Below are 18,223 nucleotides of genomic sequence, written 5' to 3' on the forward strand. Positions count from 1 at the left end.
GGTAGACGTTTGTCCATGGGGCCTGATCCGGCAGTGGCGGCGGTTCGTCTCGCGGTGCGGCGAGTCCTCGCCGACCTGCCGGCGGACGCTCTGGTGCTGGCGGCCTGCAGCGGCGGCGCCGATTCCCTGGCGCTCGCCGGCGCGCTCGCCTTCGAAGCACCCAGAGCGGGACGCCAGGCCGGGGGCATCACGATCGACCACGGCCTACAGGACGGTTCGGACGAGCGTGCCGACACCGTAGTCCGCACCATGGCCTCCCTGGGGCTGGACCCAGCGGGCTCTATCGCGATCACCGTCGATGGGCCGGGCGGCCCCGAGAGCGCGGCCCGTGATGCTCGCTACACCGCTCTGGACGATGCGGCCCGTCGGCTGAGTGCAGCGGCTGTCCTTCTAGGCCACACCCAGGACGACCAGGCTGAGACGGTTCTGCTGGGTTTGGCGCGTGGTTCCGGTGCGCGGTCGCTGTCCGGCATGCCGGCCGAGTTCCGGCGGCAGGGCGTCTTGTACCTGAGGCCCTTGCTGGGGCTGGATCGGGCCACCACGCGCAGGGCCTGCACGGCGATGGGGCTGGACCCCTGGGACGACCCCCACAACGTCGACTCCGCCTATGCGCGCGTGCGCGTCCGCCATGAAGCCCTCCCCGCCCTGGAGAAGGCCCTCGGCCCGGGAGTGGCCGAGGCGCTGGCCAGGACGGCCCGGATGCTGCGTGACGATGCCGACGCCCTGGACGACCTGGCGGCCCGCGCGTTCACCGACCTGGAGGCCCCAGAGGACGGCTACAGCGTGGCTCTGAGGCTGGAGGGGCTCGATGACCTGCCCAGAGCCGTCCGTACGAGGGTCTTGCGGATGGCCGCGGTGAAGGCCGGGAGCCCACCGGGTACGCTCGCGGCGGTTCATGTCGATGCGGTGGACCGGCTGGTCACGGCCTGGCGCGGCCAGCGGCACGTGGATCTGCCCGGGGGGCTACGCGCCGTCCGGCGGTATGCGAAGCTGCTGTTCGGCCCGGTTTGACGCGCGCCGTGTGCGGATCGTCGCACGGTGTGTCCGCCGTGCGTATCGCGTACACGCGCGCGCGGCGGTGTCCGTCCCGCGTCCGTCCCACCGGACGGGCGAAACTGAGCGATGAGGGTGGGGTTGTGGACGAGAAGGACCTGGGCGCCGACCTGGCGAAGGTGCTGATCCCCGAGAGCGATCTGCAGGCCAAGGTGCGGGAGCTCGCCGGGCAGATCGACGCCGACTACGCGGGCAAGGACCTGCTGCTCGTCGGGGTCCTCAAGGGCGCCGTCATGATCATGGCGGACCTGGCGCGGGCACTGCACACGCCCGCGTCGATGGACTGGATGGCGGTGTCGTCCTACGGCTCGGGCACGAAGTCGTCGGGCGTCGTGCGCATCCTCAAGGACCTCGACACCGACATCATCGACCGGCACGTCCTGATCGTGGAGGACATCGTCGACTCCGGCCTGACCCTGTCGTGGCTGGTGAGCAACCTTCTCTCGCGCGGGCCGGCCTCACTGGAGATCTGCGCGCTGCTGCGCAAGCCGGAGGCGGTCAAGACCGACCTCGACGTGAAGTACATCGGGTTCGACATCCCCAACGAGTTCGTCATCGGGTACGGGCTCGACTATGCGGAGAAGTACCGGAACCTGCCGTTCGTCGGCACACTCGCCCCGCACGTGTACGGCGGGGACGGAGCCTGACCGTCCCGACCAGAGGGGCGCTCCACCATCCTCGGCGCCGCTCAAGCGCCCTGAATGGCCCCCAGACGGCCGCAGATCCCCCAAGGGCACTGGTTTCGCCTCGTTCTGGCACGGTCGCAGGTGCTGGTCACGGGCGCGCGCACGGGCCCTTCCACGGGTCTACGGACCACCCAGGGAACAAGTAACCGTGACGAATCGTTGCAAGGATCGTTGACGGGTATATGGAAGGGATGCGGGAGAACAGCGTCGGCTGCGTCTCCTGCGCCTGCGGTGTACCGTCGGTGTCCCGGACCCTGGGTTCGGGGAGCCATATGAGGGAAGCCGCCACGGTGGGTCCGAAGCCCTGGCGACGGGCCTTTCGTTGGACGCATTGTTGGTCGCAGTGGCGTTCGTCCCCCCGGGACGGGCGGGGATCACACACAGACGTTGGTCAGGAGGGACGGGCCCCGTAGGGGTAACCGGATAAATGGACGTGAAGCGCTACTTTCGCGGGCCGCTGCTGTGGATCCTGCTGTTCGGCATCTTGGTCGCCCTCGTCATGTGGGGCGTCAACCCCGGCCGTTCGTTCGAGAAGGTGGACACCTCCAAGGTGGTCCAGGAGATCGACGCGGGCCAGGTGAAATCGGCCAAGATCGTTGACAAGGACCAGCGGATCGAGCTGACCCTCAAGAACGACAAGCGGCAGCAGGCATCCTGGGTCGACGGCCAGGGGCTCCAGTTGCAGCAGCAGCTGCAGAAGCAGGTCGACGCCGGCAAGCTCCCCGGCGGTTACAACGTCGATGTCCCCAAGCAGAGCTTCTTCCTGAACCTGCTGTTCAGCCTGTTGCCCATCGTGGTGATCGTGCTGATCTTCCTGTTCATCATGAACCAGATGCAGGGCGGCGGCTCTCGGGTGATGAACTTCGGCAAGTCCAAGGCCAAGCTCATCACCAAGGACACCCCGAAGACCACCTTCGCCGACGTGGCCGGGGCCGACGAGGCCCTGGAGGAACTGGAAGAGATCAAGGACTTCCTGCAGAACCCGGCGAAGTTCCAGTCGATCGGCGCCAAGATCCCCAAGGGCGTGCTCCTGTACGGCCCGCCCGGCACCGGTAAGACGCTGCTGGCGCGCGCCGTCGCCGGTGAGGCCGGCGTGCCGTTCTACTCGATCTCCGGCTCCGACTTCGTGGAGATGTTCGTCGGCGTCGGCGCCTCCCGCGTCCGCGACCTGTTCGAGCAGGCCAAGACGAACGCCCCCTCGATCATCTTCATCGACGAGATCGACGCCGTCGGCCGGCACCGCGGCGCCGGGCTCGGCGGCGGCCACGACGAGCGCGAGCAGACCCTCAACCAGCTGCTGGTCGAGATGGACGGCTTCGACGTCAAGGGCGGCGTGATCCTGATCGCCGCGACGAACCGCCCCGACATCCTGGACCCGGCGCTGCTGCGTCCGGGCCGGTTCGACCGCCAGGTCACCGTGGACCGCCCGGACCTGGAGGGCCGCAAGGGCATCCTGCGGGTGCACGGCCGCGGCAAGCCGTTCGCGCAGGACGTCGACCTCGACGTCATCGCGCGGCGCACCCCGGGCTTCACCGGCGCCGACCTGGCCAACGTCATCAACGAGGCGGCGCTGCTCACGGCCCGTTTCGACCGCAAGCTGATCGACATGGACACCCTCGAGGAGTCCATCGACCGCGTCATGGCCGGGCCGGAGCGCAAGACCCGCGTGATGTCGGAGAAGGAAAAGAAGATCATCGCCTACCACGAGGGCGGGCACGCTCTGGTGGCGCACGCGCTGCCGAACTCCGACCCGGTGCACAAGGTGACGATCCTTCCGCGCGGGCGGGCCCTGGGCTACACCATGACCCTCCCGATGGAGGACAAGTTCCTCACCACGCGCTCCGAGATGAACGACCAGCTCGCCATGCTGCTCGGTGGGCGCACCGCAGAGGAACTGGTGTTCCACGAGCCCACCACGGGCGCGGCCAACGACATCGAGAAGGCCAGCTCTATCGCGCGCAACATGGTGACCGAGTACGGCATGAGCGAGCGGCTGGGCGCCCGTAAGTTCGGCTCCGGTCAGGGTGAGGTCTTCCTCGGCCGCGACATGGGGCACGAGCGTGACTACTCCGAGGACATAGCGTCCGCGATCGACGACGAGGTCCGTCGCTACATCGAGGCCGCGCACGACACCGCGTGGGAGATCCTGGTCGAGTACCGGGACGTCCTGGACGAGCTCGTCGTGAACCTGATGGAGAAGGAGACCCTGTCGAAGGACCAGGTGCTGGAGATCTTCGCGCCGATCCAGAAGCGGCCGCACCAGAACTCCTACACCGGGTACGGCAAGCGCCTCCCGTCCGACCGTCCTCCGGTACTGACGCCCAAGGAGCTGGCTCTGCTCGGCCCGCAGGACGTCACCGACCTCACCAAGAACAACGGCCAGGGCGGTGTCGCCTCCGAGGCGGTCGACCCGTCCCAGGGTGAGAGCTGACCGTTTTGGCGATTCCGTACGACGAGGCGCCGCTCGAGAATGACCCGCCGGCCGAGACCGTGCACGGCGGGCATTTCGACCACGCGCGCATCGAGAAGGCCGTCCGCGAGATCCTGATCGGCATCGGGGAGGACCCCGACCGGGACGGGCTGCGCGACACCCCGGCGCGGGTGGCGCGGGCGTACGCGGAGCAGTTCGCGGGCCTCCGGCAGACGCCGGAGGACGTGCTGACGACGGTGTTCGACGCCGACCATGAAGAGATGGTCCTGGTGAAGGACATCGAGGTCTACTCCGTGTGCGAGCACCACCTCGTGCCCTTCCACGGGGTGGCGCACGTGGGGTACACGCCCAACAAGAAGGGCCAGATCACGGGTCTGTCCAAACTGGCCCGCCTGGTGGACGTGTACGCCCGTCGTCCGCAGGTGCAGGAGAGGCTCACCAGCCAGGTCGCGGACGCGCTGATGCGGGTGCTGGAGCCGCGCGGCGCGATCGTGGTGATCGAGGCGGAGCACCTGTGCATGACGATGCGCGGGGTGCGGAAGCCGGGCGCCAAGACGGTCACGTCGGCGGTGCGCGGCGACTTCCGCGATCATGCCGAGACGCGCTCCGAGGCGATGAGCCTGATCCTCGGGCGCCACTGACCGTCCGGGTGCCCCGTGGGTCCCCAAGCGATCGAACGGGCCTCAGCGTCGCGCTGAGGCCCGTTCTGCTGGTTCCCGAGGGGCGGAGGGGACGGGCCGGGCGGCGGGAGCCGCCGCGTCGAGCCCATGACTCCAAGGCATAAGGTGGGGTGACATGACCAATGCCGTAGTTCCGGGGCTCCCCTCGCCGGGGCGCTGCCTCGTCATGGGCGTGGTCAACGTGACCCCGGACTCATTCTCGGACGGCGGAGCCTGGTTCGATCCCGAGAAGGCCGTCCGCCATGGGCTGGACCTCGTCGCGGAGGGCGCCGACATCGTGGACGTGGGCGGTGAGTCCACACGGCCCGGTGCGCAGCGCGTGTCGCGCGAAGAGGAACTGCGCCGCGTGGTCCCGGTCATAGAGGCGCTCAACGCCGAGAACGTCCCGGTCAGCGTGGACACCATGCGGGCGGAGGTCGCGGAGGCCGCCGTAGGCGTCGGGGCCCGGCTGGTGAACGACGTCAGTGGCGGCCTCGCCGACCCGGACATGCCGCGCGTGGTCGCCGCCGCGGGCGTCCCTTATGTGGTCATGCATTGGCGCGGCCACAGCCATGACATGCAGACCCGTGCCATCTACGCGGATGTGGTCCGCGAGGTGCGCGATGAGCTTCTGCAGAGGGTCGATGTAGTCCTGCGCGAGGGCGTCGACCCGTCGATGATCGTGCTCGATCCCGGGCTCGGTTTCGCCAAGAGCCCCAAGGCCGGCCACAACTGGAGGCTCCTGGCCCGGCTCGACGCGCTGACCGCTACCGGGTATCCCGTGCTGGTCGGTGCGTCGCGCAAGAGCTTCCTCACGAAGCTGCTGGCCGACCCTGACGGGACGCCCCGCGCGTTCGCCGAATGCGACGACGCGACGGTGGCCACCACGTCGCTGGCGGCAGTGGCCGGGGCTTGGTGCGTACGGGTTCACAGGGTCCGCCCCAACGCGGACGCCGTTCGTGTGGCGGCCGCCATCAACGCGGCCCGCCTGCCCGACGAGGGGCCGTTCGGCGAAGTGCACCGGCTCAAGGACGAAGACTCGGAACCGGCCGCGGCGGAGGGTCGCGCCCAGCAAGGGGGACACCGCCCATGAGCCGTGCCGTGAACCGCGCCGACGTGGACGAGGTCCACGCCGAGTTCTACGCCGCGTTCGAGGCCGGCGACTTCGACCGCATGTCGGCCGTGTGGGCCGACGGTCCGTACGCCTCCGGCGTCTCCTGCGTGCATCCGGGTTGGACGATGCTGCGCGGGCGCGAGGAGGTGCTGCGCTCCTGGGCGCTCATCATGGCCAACACGCCTTACATCCAGTTCGTGCTGACGGACGTGGAGACGGACGTGTACGGCGACCACGCCGTGGTGACGTGCAAGGAGAACGTGCTCACCGCCGATGAGGAGACGGAGACGGGGTTCCTCGCCGGCGGCAGCATCGTGGCGACGAACGTGTTCATACGGACCGGTGGGGAGTGGCGGCTTCTGCTCCACCACGGTTCCCCCGTCCTCAACGTCGTGGACGCGGAGGAAGAATGAGCCTCGACCGCATCGAACTGCGCGGCCTGCGGGCCCGGGGACGGCACGGGTGCCTCCCGGCCGAGCGGGAGCTGGGCCAGGAGTTCGTGGTGGACGCCGTCCTCGGACTCGACACCCGCCCCGCCGCCGCCGGGGACGACCTCTCGCGTACCGTCGATTACGGGACGCTCGCGGGCCGTCTGGTCGCGGTCGTCGAGGGCGAGCCCGTCAATCTCATCGAAACGCTGGCCGACCGGCTGGCGACAATATGTCTGGAAGATGGGGCGGTGTCCGAGGTGGAGATCACCGTCCACAAGCCGAGCGCGCCTGTGCCGCACCCCTTCACGGACGTCGCCGTGAAGATCAGGAGGAGTCGCCCATGACTGCGTCCGACCGCATGCCCGACCGCACCGCCACCGGCGGGCACATGCTGGTCCAGCACCGTGTCGTGTTCTCGATCGGCAGCAACCTCGGAGACCGGCTGGACAACATCCAGGAGGCGGTCGACGCGCTGTTCGACGCGCCGGGGCTGAGCTACGTGGCGGTCTCCCCCGTCTACGAGACCGCGCCCTTCGCCCCTCCCGGGGAGACCATCCCCGAGCAAGGCGACTTCCTCAACATCGTGCTCGTGGCCGACACGCGGCTGCCACCGGAGAACCTGCTGGAGCGCGTCCTGAACATCGAGAACTCGATGCGCCGGGAACGCGAGGTCCGCTGGGGGCCGCGCACGCTGGACATCGACATCGTCGTGTTCGGCGACGTCTCGTCCGACGACCCCGACCTGACGCTCCCGCACCCGCGCGCGCACGAGCGCGCGTTCGTGCTCGTGCCGTGGGCCGACATCGAGCCGGACGTGCTGCTACCGGGGCACGGCCGCGTCGGTGACCTCGCCCAGGCCAAGCAGTCCGAGGGTGGCCCGTCGGCCGTACGCCGACGGGAGGACCTGGCTCTCCAGCAGCCTGCATGAAGCCGTCCCGCCCGCTGTTCCTGCTCGCCCTGGTCGTCGTCATTGCGGTGGTCACCTGGGCGGTGCTGCGTTCGGCCTACATCTCGCTGCCGCCCCTGCCGTGGACGGCGGTACCGACGCTGCTGCTGCTCGCCCTTGGCGAAGCGTTCACCGGCTGGAACGTGCTGCGCCGCATCCGCCGCAAGCCCGACAGGGGCCGCGCGCCGGAAGCGGGCCGCAGGGCGCCCAAGCCGATCGAGCCCATGGCCGTGGCCCGGCTGGCCGCCCTGGGCAAGGCCAGCGCGCACTCCGCCGCCGTCATCGCGGGCGTGTTCGGCGGATTCGCCGTCAGCCTCGCGTCCCAGCTCGACAAGCCGACCCCCCGGCACGACTTCTTCGTCAGCGGCGGCACGTTCCTGGCGGCGGTGGTCCTGGTGGCCGCGGCGTTCTTCCTGGAGTACGCGTGCCGCGTGCCCAAGGACCCGGACGAGGAGGAACGCGACCGCCGAGCCTCCCGCGCCTAGGCTTCAGATTTCGCGTCGCCAGGGGGTCATTTGTCGATGTCGCCGACCACGAAGAACATCGAGCCGAGGATGGCGATCATGTCGGCGACCAGGTTGCCCGGCAGCAACTCGGTGAGGACCTGGATGTTGTTGAAGGAGGCTGAGCGCAGCTTCATGCGCCACGGGGTCTTCTCTCCACGCGACACCAGGTAGTAGCCGTTGATGCCCAGAGGGTTCTCCGTCCAGGCGTAGGTGTGGCCTTCGGGGACCTTCAGCACCTTCGGCAACCGCTGGTTGATCGGGCCCGACGGGAGTTCGGCGATGCGGTCCAGGCAGGCGTCGGCGAGATCCAGGGACGCGTGTACCTGGTCCAGGAGGCATTCGAAGCGCGCCAGGCAGTCGCCTTCTGTGCGGGTGACCACACGGACGTCGAGGTCGCCGTAGGCCAGGTAGGGCTCGTCCCGGCGCAGGTCGAAGTCGACACCGGACGCTCGCGCGATGGGGCCCGACACCCCGTACTGGAGGATCTGCTCGCGGGTGAGGACGCCGACGCCCCGTGTGCGCGCGCGGAAGATCTCGTTGCCCATGATGATGTCGTCGATGTCGCCCATGCGGGAACGGACCTCGGCGACGGCGGTCCGCGCGCGCGCCGTCCAGCCGGCCGGGAGCTCGTCCTTCAGGCCGCCGACCCGGTTGAACATGTAGTGCATGCGTCCACCGGAGATCTCCTCCATCACCCGCTGCAACGTCTCGCGCTCACGGAACGCGTAGAAGATCGGTGTGATGGCGCCCACCTCAAGGGGATATGAGCCAAGGAACATGAGGTGGTTCAGGATCCGGTTCAGTTCGGCGAGGAGGGTTCTCATCCATACGGCGCGTACGGGGACCTCCATGCCGAGCATGCGTTCGACGGCGAGGACGACGCCGAGCTCGCTGGAGAAGGCCGACAGCCAGTCGTGCCGGTTCGCCAGGACGATGATCTGCCGGAAGTCCCGGACCTCGAACAGCTTCTCCGCGCCCCGGTGCATGTATCCGACGATGGGCTCGGCCGCGGAGATGCGTTCGCCGTCCAGCGTCAGCTTCAGCCGGAGCACGCCGTGCGTGGACGGGTGCTGCGGGCCGATGTTCAGGGTCATGTCCTCGGTGGCGAGCTCCTTGGCGCCCGCACCGATCCCGACGATCCGCTCGGTGGTCATGGTCGCGCCTCCGCCGCTCCGATCACCGCTTCATGGTCCCATGGCGAGCGGTACTCGTTTTCCGGTTGACTAGGGGGCAATGAACGCGAGCCACGGCGAACCGCCGTACGAGCCCGCCGCGCAGCCTGGGCCCCAGGACGCGGCGTACCCGCCCGCGCCCTCTGCCCCGGGACCGGGCGGCCAGCCGCCAGGTCAAGTACCGGCACACTACCCGCCGCAGCAAGGGCAGCAGCAGACGGCGCCCGCCTATCGGGCGGACCAGGCCTTCGCGCCTGGCAGCGGCCTCCACTGGGCGCCCATTTCCAAACGCCATGCCTGGCACAGGCTTCTCGCCGCCGTTCTGTGGGCGATCCCCATCGGCGGTGTGGGCGCGTTCATCGTGTGGCGGAACGGTGGCACGGTCGCCGCCGCCATGTGGATCGTCGCCGTCGTCCTTGGGGCGGCCCTCACGTGGCTGGTCGCCGAGCTCGACCGCCGGGCCTTCGGGTATGTCGAGCGCGCGGACGACCTCATCGTCACCCACGGCGTGTTCGTCAAGCGCCTCATCGTCGTCCCCTACGGGCGGATGCAGTTCGTGGACGTCACGGCAGGGCTTCTCGAACGGTGGATGGGAATCGCCACCGTCCGGATGCACACCGCCGCCGCGGCGACGGACGCGACCATCCCCGGCCTGCCCAGTGCTGAAGCCGCGCTGCTGCGCGACCGTCTCGCCCAGAAGGGCGAGGAACGGAGCATGGGGCTATGAGTGGCCCTTATGGCCCCCCGTACGGACCCCCGGGCCCGCCTGGCCCGGGTCCTGGCCCAGGCCCGGGGCCTTATGGTCCGCCGCCAGGACGTCCCGGCCCCGGCCCATACGGACCTCAAGGACGTCCAGGGCCGCCTTATGGCCCGCCGCCGCATCCGCCGTACGGGCCGCCCCCGCGGCCTCCTTATGGTGCGCCGCAACCTGCCTACGGGTACGGCCCGCAGCGTTCTCCCGTCCGTTTCTCTGAGGGCACGCACCGGCTCCACTGGGCGACGGCACCGCTGCGCGCCTTCATCTTCCTCATCATCTACTTCGTCCTGCTGGGCTTCCCGCTACTGCTGACCCAGACGGAAGACGGCATCACCCTGGCTCTCACCCCGGAGGTGATTGTCAGGTTCCTCGTCGTGTCCGTTCCCATGGGGTTCATCGCGGTGGGGTCGGGTCTCTGGACGTGGCTCGCGCTCCGTTTCCGCATCGACAACGACGACCTCGTCGTCGAGACCGGCATCCTCCGCAAGAACAAGCGCCGCATCCCGCTCTCCCGCATCCAGGCCATCGACCTCGTCCGCCCACTGGTGACGAGGGTGTTCGCGCTGGCGGAAGTGCGTGTGGAACTGGCCGGCGGCGAGCAGAGCGAGATCGCGCTCCGCTACCTGGGGCGGAACTCCGCACAGCAGCTGCGCGCGGAACTCCTCGCGCGCGCCGCGGGCCTCCCCGGCCACACGCCGGAGGCACCGGAAAGGCACGTGTGGCGCGTCCCGTTCGGCGTGCTGTTCGCCTCCCTCGTGGTGAAGCTGCCCGTTCTCGGGACGGTCCTGCTCTTCATGGCCTCGCTCATCTTCCTCGTGATGTACGCGGAAGGCGGCATGCTGGCGGTCACCATCCCCGTCCTGCTCGGCCTCATCCGCGCTGTCATCGCCCCGCTCGTGATGTACGCGAACTTCACGGTCGCCATGTCACCGGACGGCATCCGCCTGCGCTACGGGCTCCTGGAGACCCGCATGCAGACGCTGCCGCCTGGCCGCGTGCAGGCCGTCAGCATCGTCGAGCCGATGATCTGGCGGAGCCTCGGCTGGGCCCGTGTCGAGGTCACCGTCGCGGGGTACGCGGGTGAGCGCCAGGCGCTGTCCTCGACGCTGCTCCCCGTCGCGCCCCGCCATGTCGCCATGCACCTCGTCTCGCAGGTCTTCCCTGGGACGCACGTGGACGCCGTGCCTCTCGTCCCCGCGTCCTCCAAGGCCGTTGCGATCGACCACGCGGACGGTGCCGGAACGGACGATGTGGTGTTCGTGACCCGGCACGGCTGGCCCTGCCGCCGCACCGACGTGATCGCGCACGCGCGCGCGCAGAGCGTCCGGCTCACGGTCAACCCGTTCCAGCGCCTCCTTGGGCTGGCCACCGTTCACGTTGATGCGCCACCAGGGCCGGTGCAGGTGGCGGCCACGGACCGCGAACTGGGCGAGGCCCGCGCGATCGTGGAGAGCACTGCCCGCCGGGCCCTGGCCGCGCGCCGCGCCGGCGGCGGCGACCCCACCCACTGGGCCCGCTGACGGCGTTTTCCACAGAATCTCGTTCTACTTCCATGCCGCGTCGCGGCCCGTGACCATGGGAACCGGTCGGCCCGCCCGGAGGGGGAGGCGGGCCGACCGCCATCGCCCGCCGCGGATTCCCCGCCGGGACGATCCGCCGGGGTCAGGGTGCTACCGCGACCGCATGGAAGGAGGTGTCGCCGAATGGAATCTTGCGCGGGGTGAAGGCGATCCTGCCCGGGCAGAGGCCGCGGTCCCGGAGATCGCTCACGATCCGCGGCACGGCGTCGACGGAGGCCTGAGCCCAGTCGTGCATCAGGAGGATGCCGCCCGGCTGCAGGGTGCGGGCGGCCGCGACGATCTCGTCCGTGCTCGCCCCGGCCCAGTCCCGGGAGTCGACCGTCCACAGCACTTCCAGGACCCTCAGACGCGCCTCGTCCCGCCTCACCTGGTCGCTGGTCTCGCCATAGGGCGGACGGAACAGCGTGGGCCACCGGCCGGTGATGCGGCGCAGGGTCAACTGAGTGCCGAGGATCTCCTTGAACGCGGCGGGCTCGCCTAGATCGGGCAGATGGGGGTGGGTGTTCGTATGGTTGCCGATCCACATCCCGGCGCGCTGCTGGGCACGGACGAGGTCGGGCCGAGCCTCGGCGTTGTTCCCCTGGTTGAAGAAGGTGGCCCTGGCGCCTGCGGCCCGAAGCCCGTCCAGCAGCGCCGGCAGCGTCGACGCGGTAGGGCCGTCGTCGTAGGTGAGCGCGACGTACCCGTTCGGGCATCGCGATTGGTGGCCCGAGCTGGTGATGGCCGCGTGCCCGACCGCGGGCACCATCGTGACCACGGCCGCCGCAGCCGTGGCCAGCGCCGCCGACGTCACCCCGCCCCGAGGATGCGAGGTCACCCCACCCCGAGAACGCCCGGCCGAATGCTGGCCACGCCACGAACGCCCAGACGAGCACGAACCGGATCGACCCGGCGAGTACGGAACTTGAGTCATCGTCCCTCCATGAGACGAAAGGCGGTACCTACCTGCAGACACAACTGCGGTTGATGCCTGCGTTTGCTAGGCGCACGGCGCCGCCCCGTCCTACACACGCGCCCTCGGCCTCGTCGCCGCCGCCAAGGACCGCACCCGCGACGAGGGCTTCGCCGCCGAGGACGAGGCGCTGGCCGACCTCATCATGAGCGACGAACTGCGCGCCGGCCTGTACGCGTTCGACCTCACCCAATGGCGCGCGGCTTAGGCACCGGCGATGCGCCTCGATCAGGGCACGTTCGGTCGGCGTTGTGCCTCGGTCGGGGGCACGTTCGGTCGGCGATGTGTCTCGGTCAGGGCACGTTCGGTCGGTGGGGTGAGCTGGGCTGGCGTGGCACGTTCGGCCGGGTGGGCCGTGGGTGATGGGGCTGTGGATGGTGGGACTGCAGCGGGATTTGAGTGGGGGGTTTGGTCGAAAGTTTCGAAAAGTATCGGACGGGTTCTCGGGTAAGGTACGCCGACCTGTGGGGGTGGTCAATGGTGGATTGTGGGTTGTCTTAAGTGGTTTGAACGAGGGGTTTTAGCGGCTGGGTGGGATTGAGTGTGGGGGTTGGTGTCTTTGTGTGGGTCGTCTTGGGTTGCTTGACGGGGTGATCGGCCCGGCGTACGTTCGGCCGACGGGCTTCGAAAGGGATCGAAAAATTTCGAAGCCTTCGCCTTGGCGTGCAGAGTGCGATCGGAGATGTGTTCTCCCGTCCACCTTCGGCTTCAACTAGAGGAGCGATCGGCGGCACCGCCGATCTCCATGTGAGCGCGCCAGCCGCCGCGGACCGGGTCGGCCGAGTAGTGGGAGCAGACGGTGACCCGAGCCTCCGGCGGCTGGCGTCCCCAACAGCGGCAAGGTGTCGGAGTCGGGGTGAGATGCGCATATCTTCATGCTCATGAGCGATGTGGCGTATGACCCCTGGTCGGCTGAGTTCGTGGCGGACCCCTACCCGGCGTTCGAGCGGCTCCGTGAGGAGCGCCCGGTCTTCTTCCACGAGCCCACCGGGCAGTGGGTGATCAGCCGGCACGAGGACGTCGACGCGCTGCTGCGCGATCGGCGGCTCGGGCGGTCCTACCTGCACATCGCGAGCCACGAGGAGTTCGGCCAGGAGCCGGAGGCGGACTTCCTCAAGCCCTTCTGGGACCTGATCCGGGCCGGGATGCTGGACGTCGAGCCGCCCGTCCACACGCGGCTGCGGCGGCTGGTGTCGAAGGCGTTCACCGCCCGGATGGTCGAGGGCCTGCGCCCGACGATCCGGCGCCTCGCCGGCGAGCTGGCCGGGAACCTGGCCGCCGCGGGCGGCGGCGACCTGCTCGCCGAGGTCGCCGAGCCGCTGCCGGTGAACGTGATCGCCGAGATGCTCGGGGTGCCCGTCGAGGACCGCCACCTCCTGCGCCCCTGGTCGGCCGACATCTGCGGCATGTACGAGCTGAATCCGCCGGAGGACGTGCAGCGCACGGCCGTCCGCGCCGCCGTCGAGTTCTCCGACTACCTGCGCCAGCTGGCCCGCGCCCGCCGGGACGAGCCGCGCGACGACCTCATCACCGCCCTCGCCCAGGTCGCGGACGAGGGCGACCGCCTCACCGAGGACGAGCTGATCGGCACCTGCGTCCTGCTGCTCAACGCCGGGCACGAGGCCACCGTCAACGCGACCGGCAACGGCTGGTGGTCGCTGTTCCGCAACCCCGGCGAGCTGGAGCGGCTGCGCGCCGACGCGTCGCTCATCCCGACGGCCGTGGAGGAGCTGCTCCGCTACGACACGCCGGCGCCGATGTTCGAGCGCTGGGTGCTGGAGGACATCACGGTCGCCGGCGTCGACATCCCGCGGGGTGCGGAGGTGGCGCTGCAGTTCGCGTCCGCCAACCGGGATCCGGCGGTGTTCGCGGACCCGAACCGGTTCGACCTCTCCCGCGACCCGAACCCGCACATCACGTTCGGGCTCGGCGTCCACTACTGCCTGGGCGCCCCGCTCGCCCGCATCGAGCTCGCCGAGTCGTTCGGCGCGCTGCTCCGCGCGGCGCCCGGCCTCCGCCTGGCGGCCGAGCCGGCCTGGAAGCCGGGTTACGTCCTGCGCGGCCTGGAGGCGCTCCACGTGGAGTGCTGAGCCCCCACTGCGCCCGCCATGGGCAGGCGGGCCAAGAGTGCCGTCGACTCGCGGCGTCGGCGTCGCTACGGCCGGTGGAGCGTGAGGTCAGGTGAGGATGGCCGGGAGCGGGATGCCGACGCTCTGGGCCAGCCATCCGAAGCCGCCCAGGCCGGCCGGGTCGATCAGTTCGGCGTCCTCGCCCGCGTGGCACAGGGCGGCGACGTAGGCGCGCGGGTCGCGGTGGGCGAGGTCCAGCGGCGGGCGGGCGCCGGACAGGCCGAGGGCGCGCAGCGCGTCGCGCTGGGTGGTCAGCAGGGTGGACGTGGCGCCGGCGCGCTCTCCGGCGGTGGTGCAGGCGTCCAGCGCGACGTGGGCGGTGACGTCGCACGATCCGTCCGGCACCGCGGGGACGGTGGCGCCGTCGCGGTAGCCGGTCAGCGTCCCGTACACCGGGCGGGCCTCGCGCGCGTGGGAGTAGTCGACGGCGATCGCGAGCCCGCGGGAGAGCCGTCCGACCACCGAGGCCCAGGCGTTGCAGCGGGGGTGGCCGATCTCGGCGCGGTCTCCGGGGTCGCGGAGCGGCCACCAGCGCTCCAGCCAGTCGCGGTCCTCGTCCGACGGTACGGGGCCGGGGCGCTCCAGGCCGGTGGACGGGTCGACGAGCATGGTCCGGACGCCGTCCGGCGTGTGCTCGACGACGTCCAGCGGCACGTTGTCGAGCCATTCGTTCGCGACGGCGAGTCCGGTGATGCGCTCGGGGAGGTCGGGCCGCCAGGTGATCCGGGACGGGACGTCCGCGGGCCGCGGCGCGATCTCCACCGCCGTCGGGACGAGCCGGGCGGCGAGGTCGTCGGGCGCGCAGGCCAGGATGTTGGCCAGCAGCCGTCCGGACCCGGCGCCGATGTCGACGACGTCCAGCCGCTCGGGGCGTCCGAGCAGGGCGTCGACCTCGGCGAGCAGGCGGACGATGGCGGCGGCGAACCGCGGCGAGGCGTGCACCGAGGTCCGGAAGTGCTCTGCCGGGCGTTCTCCGCGCCGGTAGAAGCCGTCCTCCCCGTACAGCGCCCGCTCCATCGCCGTGCGCCATGTCAGCCATTCGGAAACCAACGCCGCCACGTCTGTGACGTTACCGCGAGCTACACCGTCCCCTGCGCCGCCTGCTGTGTCGCCGTGGTGCGGCTGTGCTGTCTTGGTGCGGCGGGACGTCATGTGCGGTCTCCCAAGGGCTTACATGGCCATCCTTGGGGTGGACGTGCGTCCGACCTGCGGCTGATCCATGGCTGACCAGCGTGTACATACCCTGTCGGCATGGTGGCGAACGGGTGGGAATGGCTGCGGCGTAAGAAGCCGCTGGTCGACGCGTTCTTCGCGGCCCCTGTCCTACTGCTCTCCCTGCCTTCGCTGCTGGGCGGGACCTACGGGCTGAACAAGTACGTGTTCGTTACGGTGACGGTCGCGCTGACCGCTCCCCTCATTCTGCGCCGGACGTTCCCCCGCGCGGTCTTCGCCGTGGTGGCGCTGACGTCGTTCGTTCAGTGCGTGACGGGTGTGTACCCGGTGCCGGCCAACGTCGCCGTTCTGATCGGGGTCTACACCGTCACGGCCGGCGGCTCGTTCCGCTGGGGGCTCGCGTCGGCGCTCGTCGCCGAGCTCGGGGCGGGCATGGCCACGTGGCGCTATCCGTCCGGCGCCGATGACCGCAAGTACACGTTCGTGATGATGACGCTGCTGGTGGCCGGGGTGTACGTGCTCGGCCTCCACATGCGCACGCGCCGCGCCTACCTGCGCTCGGTGGAGGAGCGGGCGGAGCGGCTGGAGCGTGAACGCGACAACGAGGTCAAGGTGGCCATGGCCACCGAAAGAGCGCGTATCGCCAGGGAGCTGCACGATGTCATCGCGCACAACGTCAGCGTGATCGTGGTGCAGGCCGACGGGGCGTCCTACGCGATCGACACCGATGTGGGCCGGGCTAGGCAGGCGCTCGACACGATCTCCTCGACGGGACGCCTGGCGCTGGCGGAGATGCGGCGGCTCCTCGGCGTCCTGCGCGAGGACGACGACGCTGGGGCGTTCGCGCCGCAGCCGGGGGTCGCCGAGCTCGACGACCTGGTGGAGCAGGTCCGCGCGTCCGGGCTGGCGGTGACATACCAGGTGGAGGGGACGCCGGCGGGCATGTCGGAGGGCCGGCAGCTCACCGTCTACCGGATCGTCCAGGAGGCGCTGACCAATACGCTCAAGCACGGCGGGCCGCGCGCGAACGTGGCGGTCCTGCTGCGGTACGGCGGCGACGCGCTGGAGATCCGGGTGCGGGACGACGGGCGCGGCGCGGCGGCCTTCGACGACGGCCGCGGCCACGGCCTCGCCGGGATGCGGGAACGCGTCGCCGTGTACGGGGGCGAGGTCCACGCGGCCCCGCGCGCCGGCGGCGGGTTCGAGGTGCTCGCGCGGATCCCCGTGCACGAGGAGGTCGCGGCGTGACCCGTGCGCGGCGGTGGACGGGCCGGGAAGCGACGGATGCGGCAGAGGCCGAACACGAGGCGGAGGGCGAGCATGACGGATTTTGATGACCTGGCGGAGCCGGCGGGGCCCATCCGGGTGGTGCTCGTGGACGACCAGGAACTGGTGCGGGCCGGGTTCAAGATGGTGCTGGACGCGCAGCCCGACATCGAGGTCGTGGGCGAGGCGGGCGACGGCGTGCAGGCGCTGGAGCTGCTCCGGACGACGCGGGCCGACGTCGTGCTCATGGACGTGCGCATGCCGCGGATGGACGGGATCGAGGCGACGCGCCTGGTCGTCGCGCAGGCCGGGCCGAAGGTCGTCATCCTGACCACGTTCGACCTCGACGAGTACGCGTTCGCGGCGATCAAGGCCGGGGCCGGCGGGTTCATGCTGAAGGACGCCGGGCCGGCGCAGCTGATCGAGGCGATCAAGGCGGTGCACTCGGGGGACGCGGTGGTGGCGCCGAGCACGACGAAGCGCCTCCTGGACCGGTTCGCGGTGCATCTGCCGGACGCGGCGGAGAAGGCGAACGGCGCTTTGGAGACGCTCACGGAGCGTGAGGGCGAGGTGCTGCGGCTCGTCGCGCGCGGGATGTCGAACGCGGAGATCGCGGGCCGGCTCTACGTCTCGGAGGCCACGGTCAAGACGCATATGGGACGGATCCTGATGAAGCTGGGCCTTCGCGACAGGGTGCAGGCGGTCGTGTTCGCCTACGAGACAGGTCTAGTCAAAAGCGGTCAAAGAGGTCACACTCCGTAACAACTTGATTACCCCATGGTGACCATTTGCCTTCGGGATGGGGGACGGACTTGTCCTACCTGAGAGTAGCTGCGTAACTACCGTACGCGACGTCGTCTTCGCGGGCGACGTCGGCAATGTCAGAACGGGCCCGCTAAGCCCACGTACGGGAGGACTCTCATGTTCAAGAAGCTCGCCGCCACCGGCATCCTCGGCTTCGCGGTCGTCGGCTCCGCCCTGGCCTCCACGCCCGCCTACGCCTCCACCTACGGCGGCGGCCACGGCCACGGGCACGGCCACCACCACCACGGCGGCGGCGTCGGGAACAACAACCACACCAGCGGCAACGGCTCGATCCTGGGGGGCAACCAGGTGATCGTGCCGATCTCCGCCCCCATCAACGTCTGCGGCAACAACATCATCACCGTCGGCATCACCTCCGCGTCCTGCAAGGGCGGCGCGTCGGTGCACAACTGATCAACCCCTCACCGACAAGCCACTGACGGGGCCCTCGCACCCGTCACCGGAGCGGGGGGGGGGGGGGGCGCGCGCGGGGCGGGGCGGGGGGGGGGGGGGGGCGGGGGGGGGGGGGGGGGGGGGGGGGGGGGGGGCGGGGGGGGGGGGGGC

General features: G+C 70.2%; 18 protein-coding genes. 15 read left to right on the top strand and 3 right to left on the bottom strand.

All coding sequences use genetic code 11. The features are described from left to right. The first annotated feature begins 15 nt into the window (after positions 1-15). From tilS to ACGFI1_RS27170, 9 genes are all read left to right on the top strand, one after another. Positions 16-1,011 carry a tRNA lysidine(34) synthetase TilS gene (gene tilS, locus ACGFI1_RS27130; RefSeq protein ID WP_392789044.1) on the top strand — a complete coding sequence of 332 codons (996 nt, stop codon included), beginning with the start codon at positions 16-18 and terminating at the stop codon, positions 1,009-1,011. 125 nt (positions 1,012-1,136) lie between these two features. Beyond that, a complete protein-coding gene (hpt, locus tag ACGFI1_RS27135) occupies positions 1,137-1,700 on the top strand; it encodes a hypoxanthine phosphoribosyltransferase (RefSeq protein WP_138638515.1) in 564 nt (187 codons plus the stop codon). A 466-nt stretch (positions 1,701-2,166) separates the two neighbouring features. Then, positions 2,167-4,170: an ATP-dependent zinc metalloprotease FtsH gene (gene ftsH, locus ACGFI1_RS27140; RefSeq protein ID WP_364552886.1), complete on the top strand. Its 2,004-nt coding sequence runs from the start codon at positions 2,167-2,169 to the stop codon at positions 4,168-4,170. Between the two features lie 59 nt (positions 4,171-4,229). Further along, positions 4,230-4,811, top strand: coding sequence for a GTP cyclohydrolase I FolE (gene folE / locus ACGFI1_RS27145; protein ID WP_386876246.1), 582 nt, complete (start codon positions 4,230-4,232; stop codon positions 4,809-4,811). 154 nt (positions 4,812-4,965) lie between these two features. Then, complete coding sequence (gene folP, locus ACGFI1_RS27150) at positions 4,966-5,922, top strand: dihydropteroate synthase (RefSeq protein ID WP_392789046.1); 957 nt, start codon at positions 4,966-4,968, stop codon at positions 5,920-5,922. After that, positions 5,919-6,356: a nuclear transport factor 2 family protein gene (locus ACGFI1_RS27155; protein ID WP_138638512.1), complete on the top strand. Its 438-nt coding sequence runs from the start codon at positions 5,919-5,921 to the stop codon at positions 6,354-6,356. The genes folP and ACGFI1_RS27155 overlap by 4 nt, the downstream gene beginning before the upstream one ends. Then, positions 6,353-6,718: a dihydroneopterin aldolase gene (folB, locus tag ACGFI1_RS27160; RefSeq protein ID WP_176200514.1), complete on the top strand. Its 366-nt coding sequence runs from the start codon at positions 6,353-6,355 to the stop codon at positions 6,716-6,718. Before ACGFI1_RS27155 ends, folB begins: the two co-directional genes overlap by 4 nt. Then, positions 6,715-7,302 (top strand): 2-amino-4-hydroxy-6-hydroxymethyldihydropteridine diphosphokinase, encoded by a 588-nt coding sequence (gene folK / locus ACGFI1_RS27165; RefSeq protein ID WP_386876207.1) that lies wholly within the window; start codon positions 6,715-6,717, stop codon positions 7,300-7,302. Before folB ends, folK begins: the two co-directional genes overlap by 4 nt. Continuing rightward, complete coding sequence (locus tag ACGFI1_RS27170) at positions 7,299-7,805, top strand: DUF3180 domain-containing protein (RefSeq protein ID WP_386876209.1); 507 nt, start codon at positions 7,299-7,301, stop codon at positions 7,803-7,805. The genes folK and ACGFI1_RS27170 overlap by 4 nt, the downstream gene beginning before the upstream one ends. A 26-nt stretch (positions 7,806-7,831) precedes the next feature. Here ACGFI1_RS27170 and ACGFI1_RS27175 read toward each other — a convergent pair whose 3' ends face one another. After that, positions 7,832-8,980 carry an NADH-quinone oxidoreductase subunit D gene (locus ACGFI1_RS27175; protein ID WP_138638508.1) on the bottom strand — a complete coding sequence of 383 codons (1,149 nt, stop codon included), beginning with the start codon at positions 8,978-8,980 and terminating at the stop codon, positions 7,832-7,834. Positions 8,981-9,344: 364 nt separating this feature from the next. On the opposite strand from ACGFI1_RS27175, the gene ACGFI1_RS27180 reads away from it, so the two are divergent. Both ACGFI1_RS27180 and ACGFI1_RS27185 read left to right on the top strand, forming a co-directional pair. After that, positions 9,345-9,725: a PH domain-containing protein gene (locus tag ACGFI1_RS27180; protein ID WP_240808042.1), complete on the top strand. Its 381-nt coding sequence runs from the start codon at positions 9,345-9,347 to the stop codon at positions 9,723-9,725. A gap of 404 nt (positions 9,726-10,129) precedes the next feature. Further along, the gene (locus tag ACGFI1_RS27185; protein ID WP_387078181.1) at positions 10,130-11,275 is read left to right on the top strand and encodes a PH domain-containing protein; all 1,146 of its coding nucleotides are present in this window, start codon (positions 10,130-10,132) and stop codon (positions 11,273-11,275) included. A 142-nt stretch (positions 11,276-11,417) separates the two neighbouring features. Here the strand turns inward: ACGFI1_RS27185 and ACGFI1_RS27190 are convergent, their stop codons facing one another. After that, positions 11,418-12,128: a polysaccharide deacetylase family protein gene (locus ACGFI1_RS27190; protein ID WP_392789049.1), complete on the bottom strand. Its 711-nt coding sequence runs from the start codon at positions 12,126-12,128 to the stop codon at positions 11,418-11,420. 1,040 nt (positions 12,129-13,168) lie between these two features. Between ACGFI1_RS27190 and ACGFI1_RS27195 the strand changes: the two genes are divergently transcribed. Next, positions 13,169-14,377, top strand: a complete 1,209-nt coding sequence (locus tag ACGFI1_RS27195; RefSeq protein WP_387078172.1) for a cytochrome P450 — start codon at positions 13,169-13,171, stop codon at positions 14,375-14,377. 87 nt (positions 14,378-14,464) lie between these two features. Here ACGFI1_RS27195 and ACGFI1_RS27200 read toward each other — a convergent pair whose 3' ends face one another. Then, positions 14,465-15,475, bottom strand: a complete 1,011-nt coding sequence (locus ACGFI1_RS27200) for an SAM-dependent methyltransferase (RefSeq protein WP_386876221.1) — start codon at positions 15,473-15,475, stop codon at positions 14,465-14,467. A gap of 192 nt (positions 15,476-15,667) precedes the next feature. Here ACGFI1_RS27200 and ACGFI1_RS27205 point away from each other — a divergent pair, with 192 nt between their 5' ends. From ACGFI1_RS27205 to ACGFI1_RS27215, 3 genes are all read left to right on the top strand, one after another. Beyond that, on the top strand, positions 15,668-16,837 hold the full coding sequence (locus tag ACGFI1_RS27205) for a sensor histidine kinase (protein ID WP_138641392.1): 1,170 nt from the start codon (positions 15,668-15,670) through the stop codon (positions 16,835-16,837). A 72-nt stretch (positions 16,838-16,909) separates the two neighbouring features. Continuing rightward, positions 16,910-17,617 (top strand): response regulator transcription factor, encoded by a 708-nt coding sequence (locus ACGFI1_RS27210; RefSeq protein ID WP_138641393.1) that lies wholly within the window; start codon positions 16,910-16,912, stop codon positions 17,615-17,617. Positions 17,618-17,776: 159 nt separating this feature from the next. After that, positions 17,777-18,073 carry a chaplin family protein gene (locus tag ACGFI1_RS27215; protein ID WP_138641394.1) on the top strand — a complete coding sequence of 99 codons (297 nt, stop codon included), beginning with the start codon at positions 17,777-17,779 and terminating at the stop codon, positions 18,071-18,073. The last annotated feature ends 150 nt before the right edge of the window (positions 18,074-18,223 follow it).

Source organism: Actinomadura geliboluensis (genome assembly GCF_043197915.1).
GTDB lineage: Bacteria > Actinomycetota > Actinomycetes > Streptosporangiales > Streptosporangiaceae > Spirillospora > Spirillospora geliboluensis.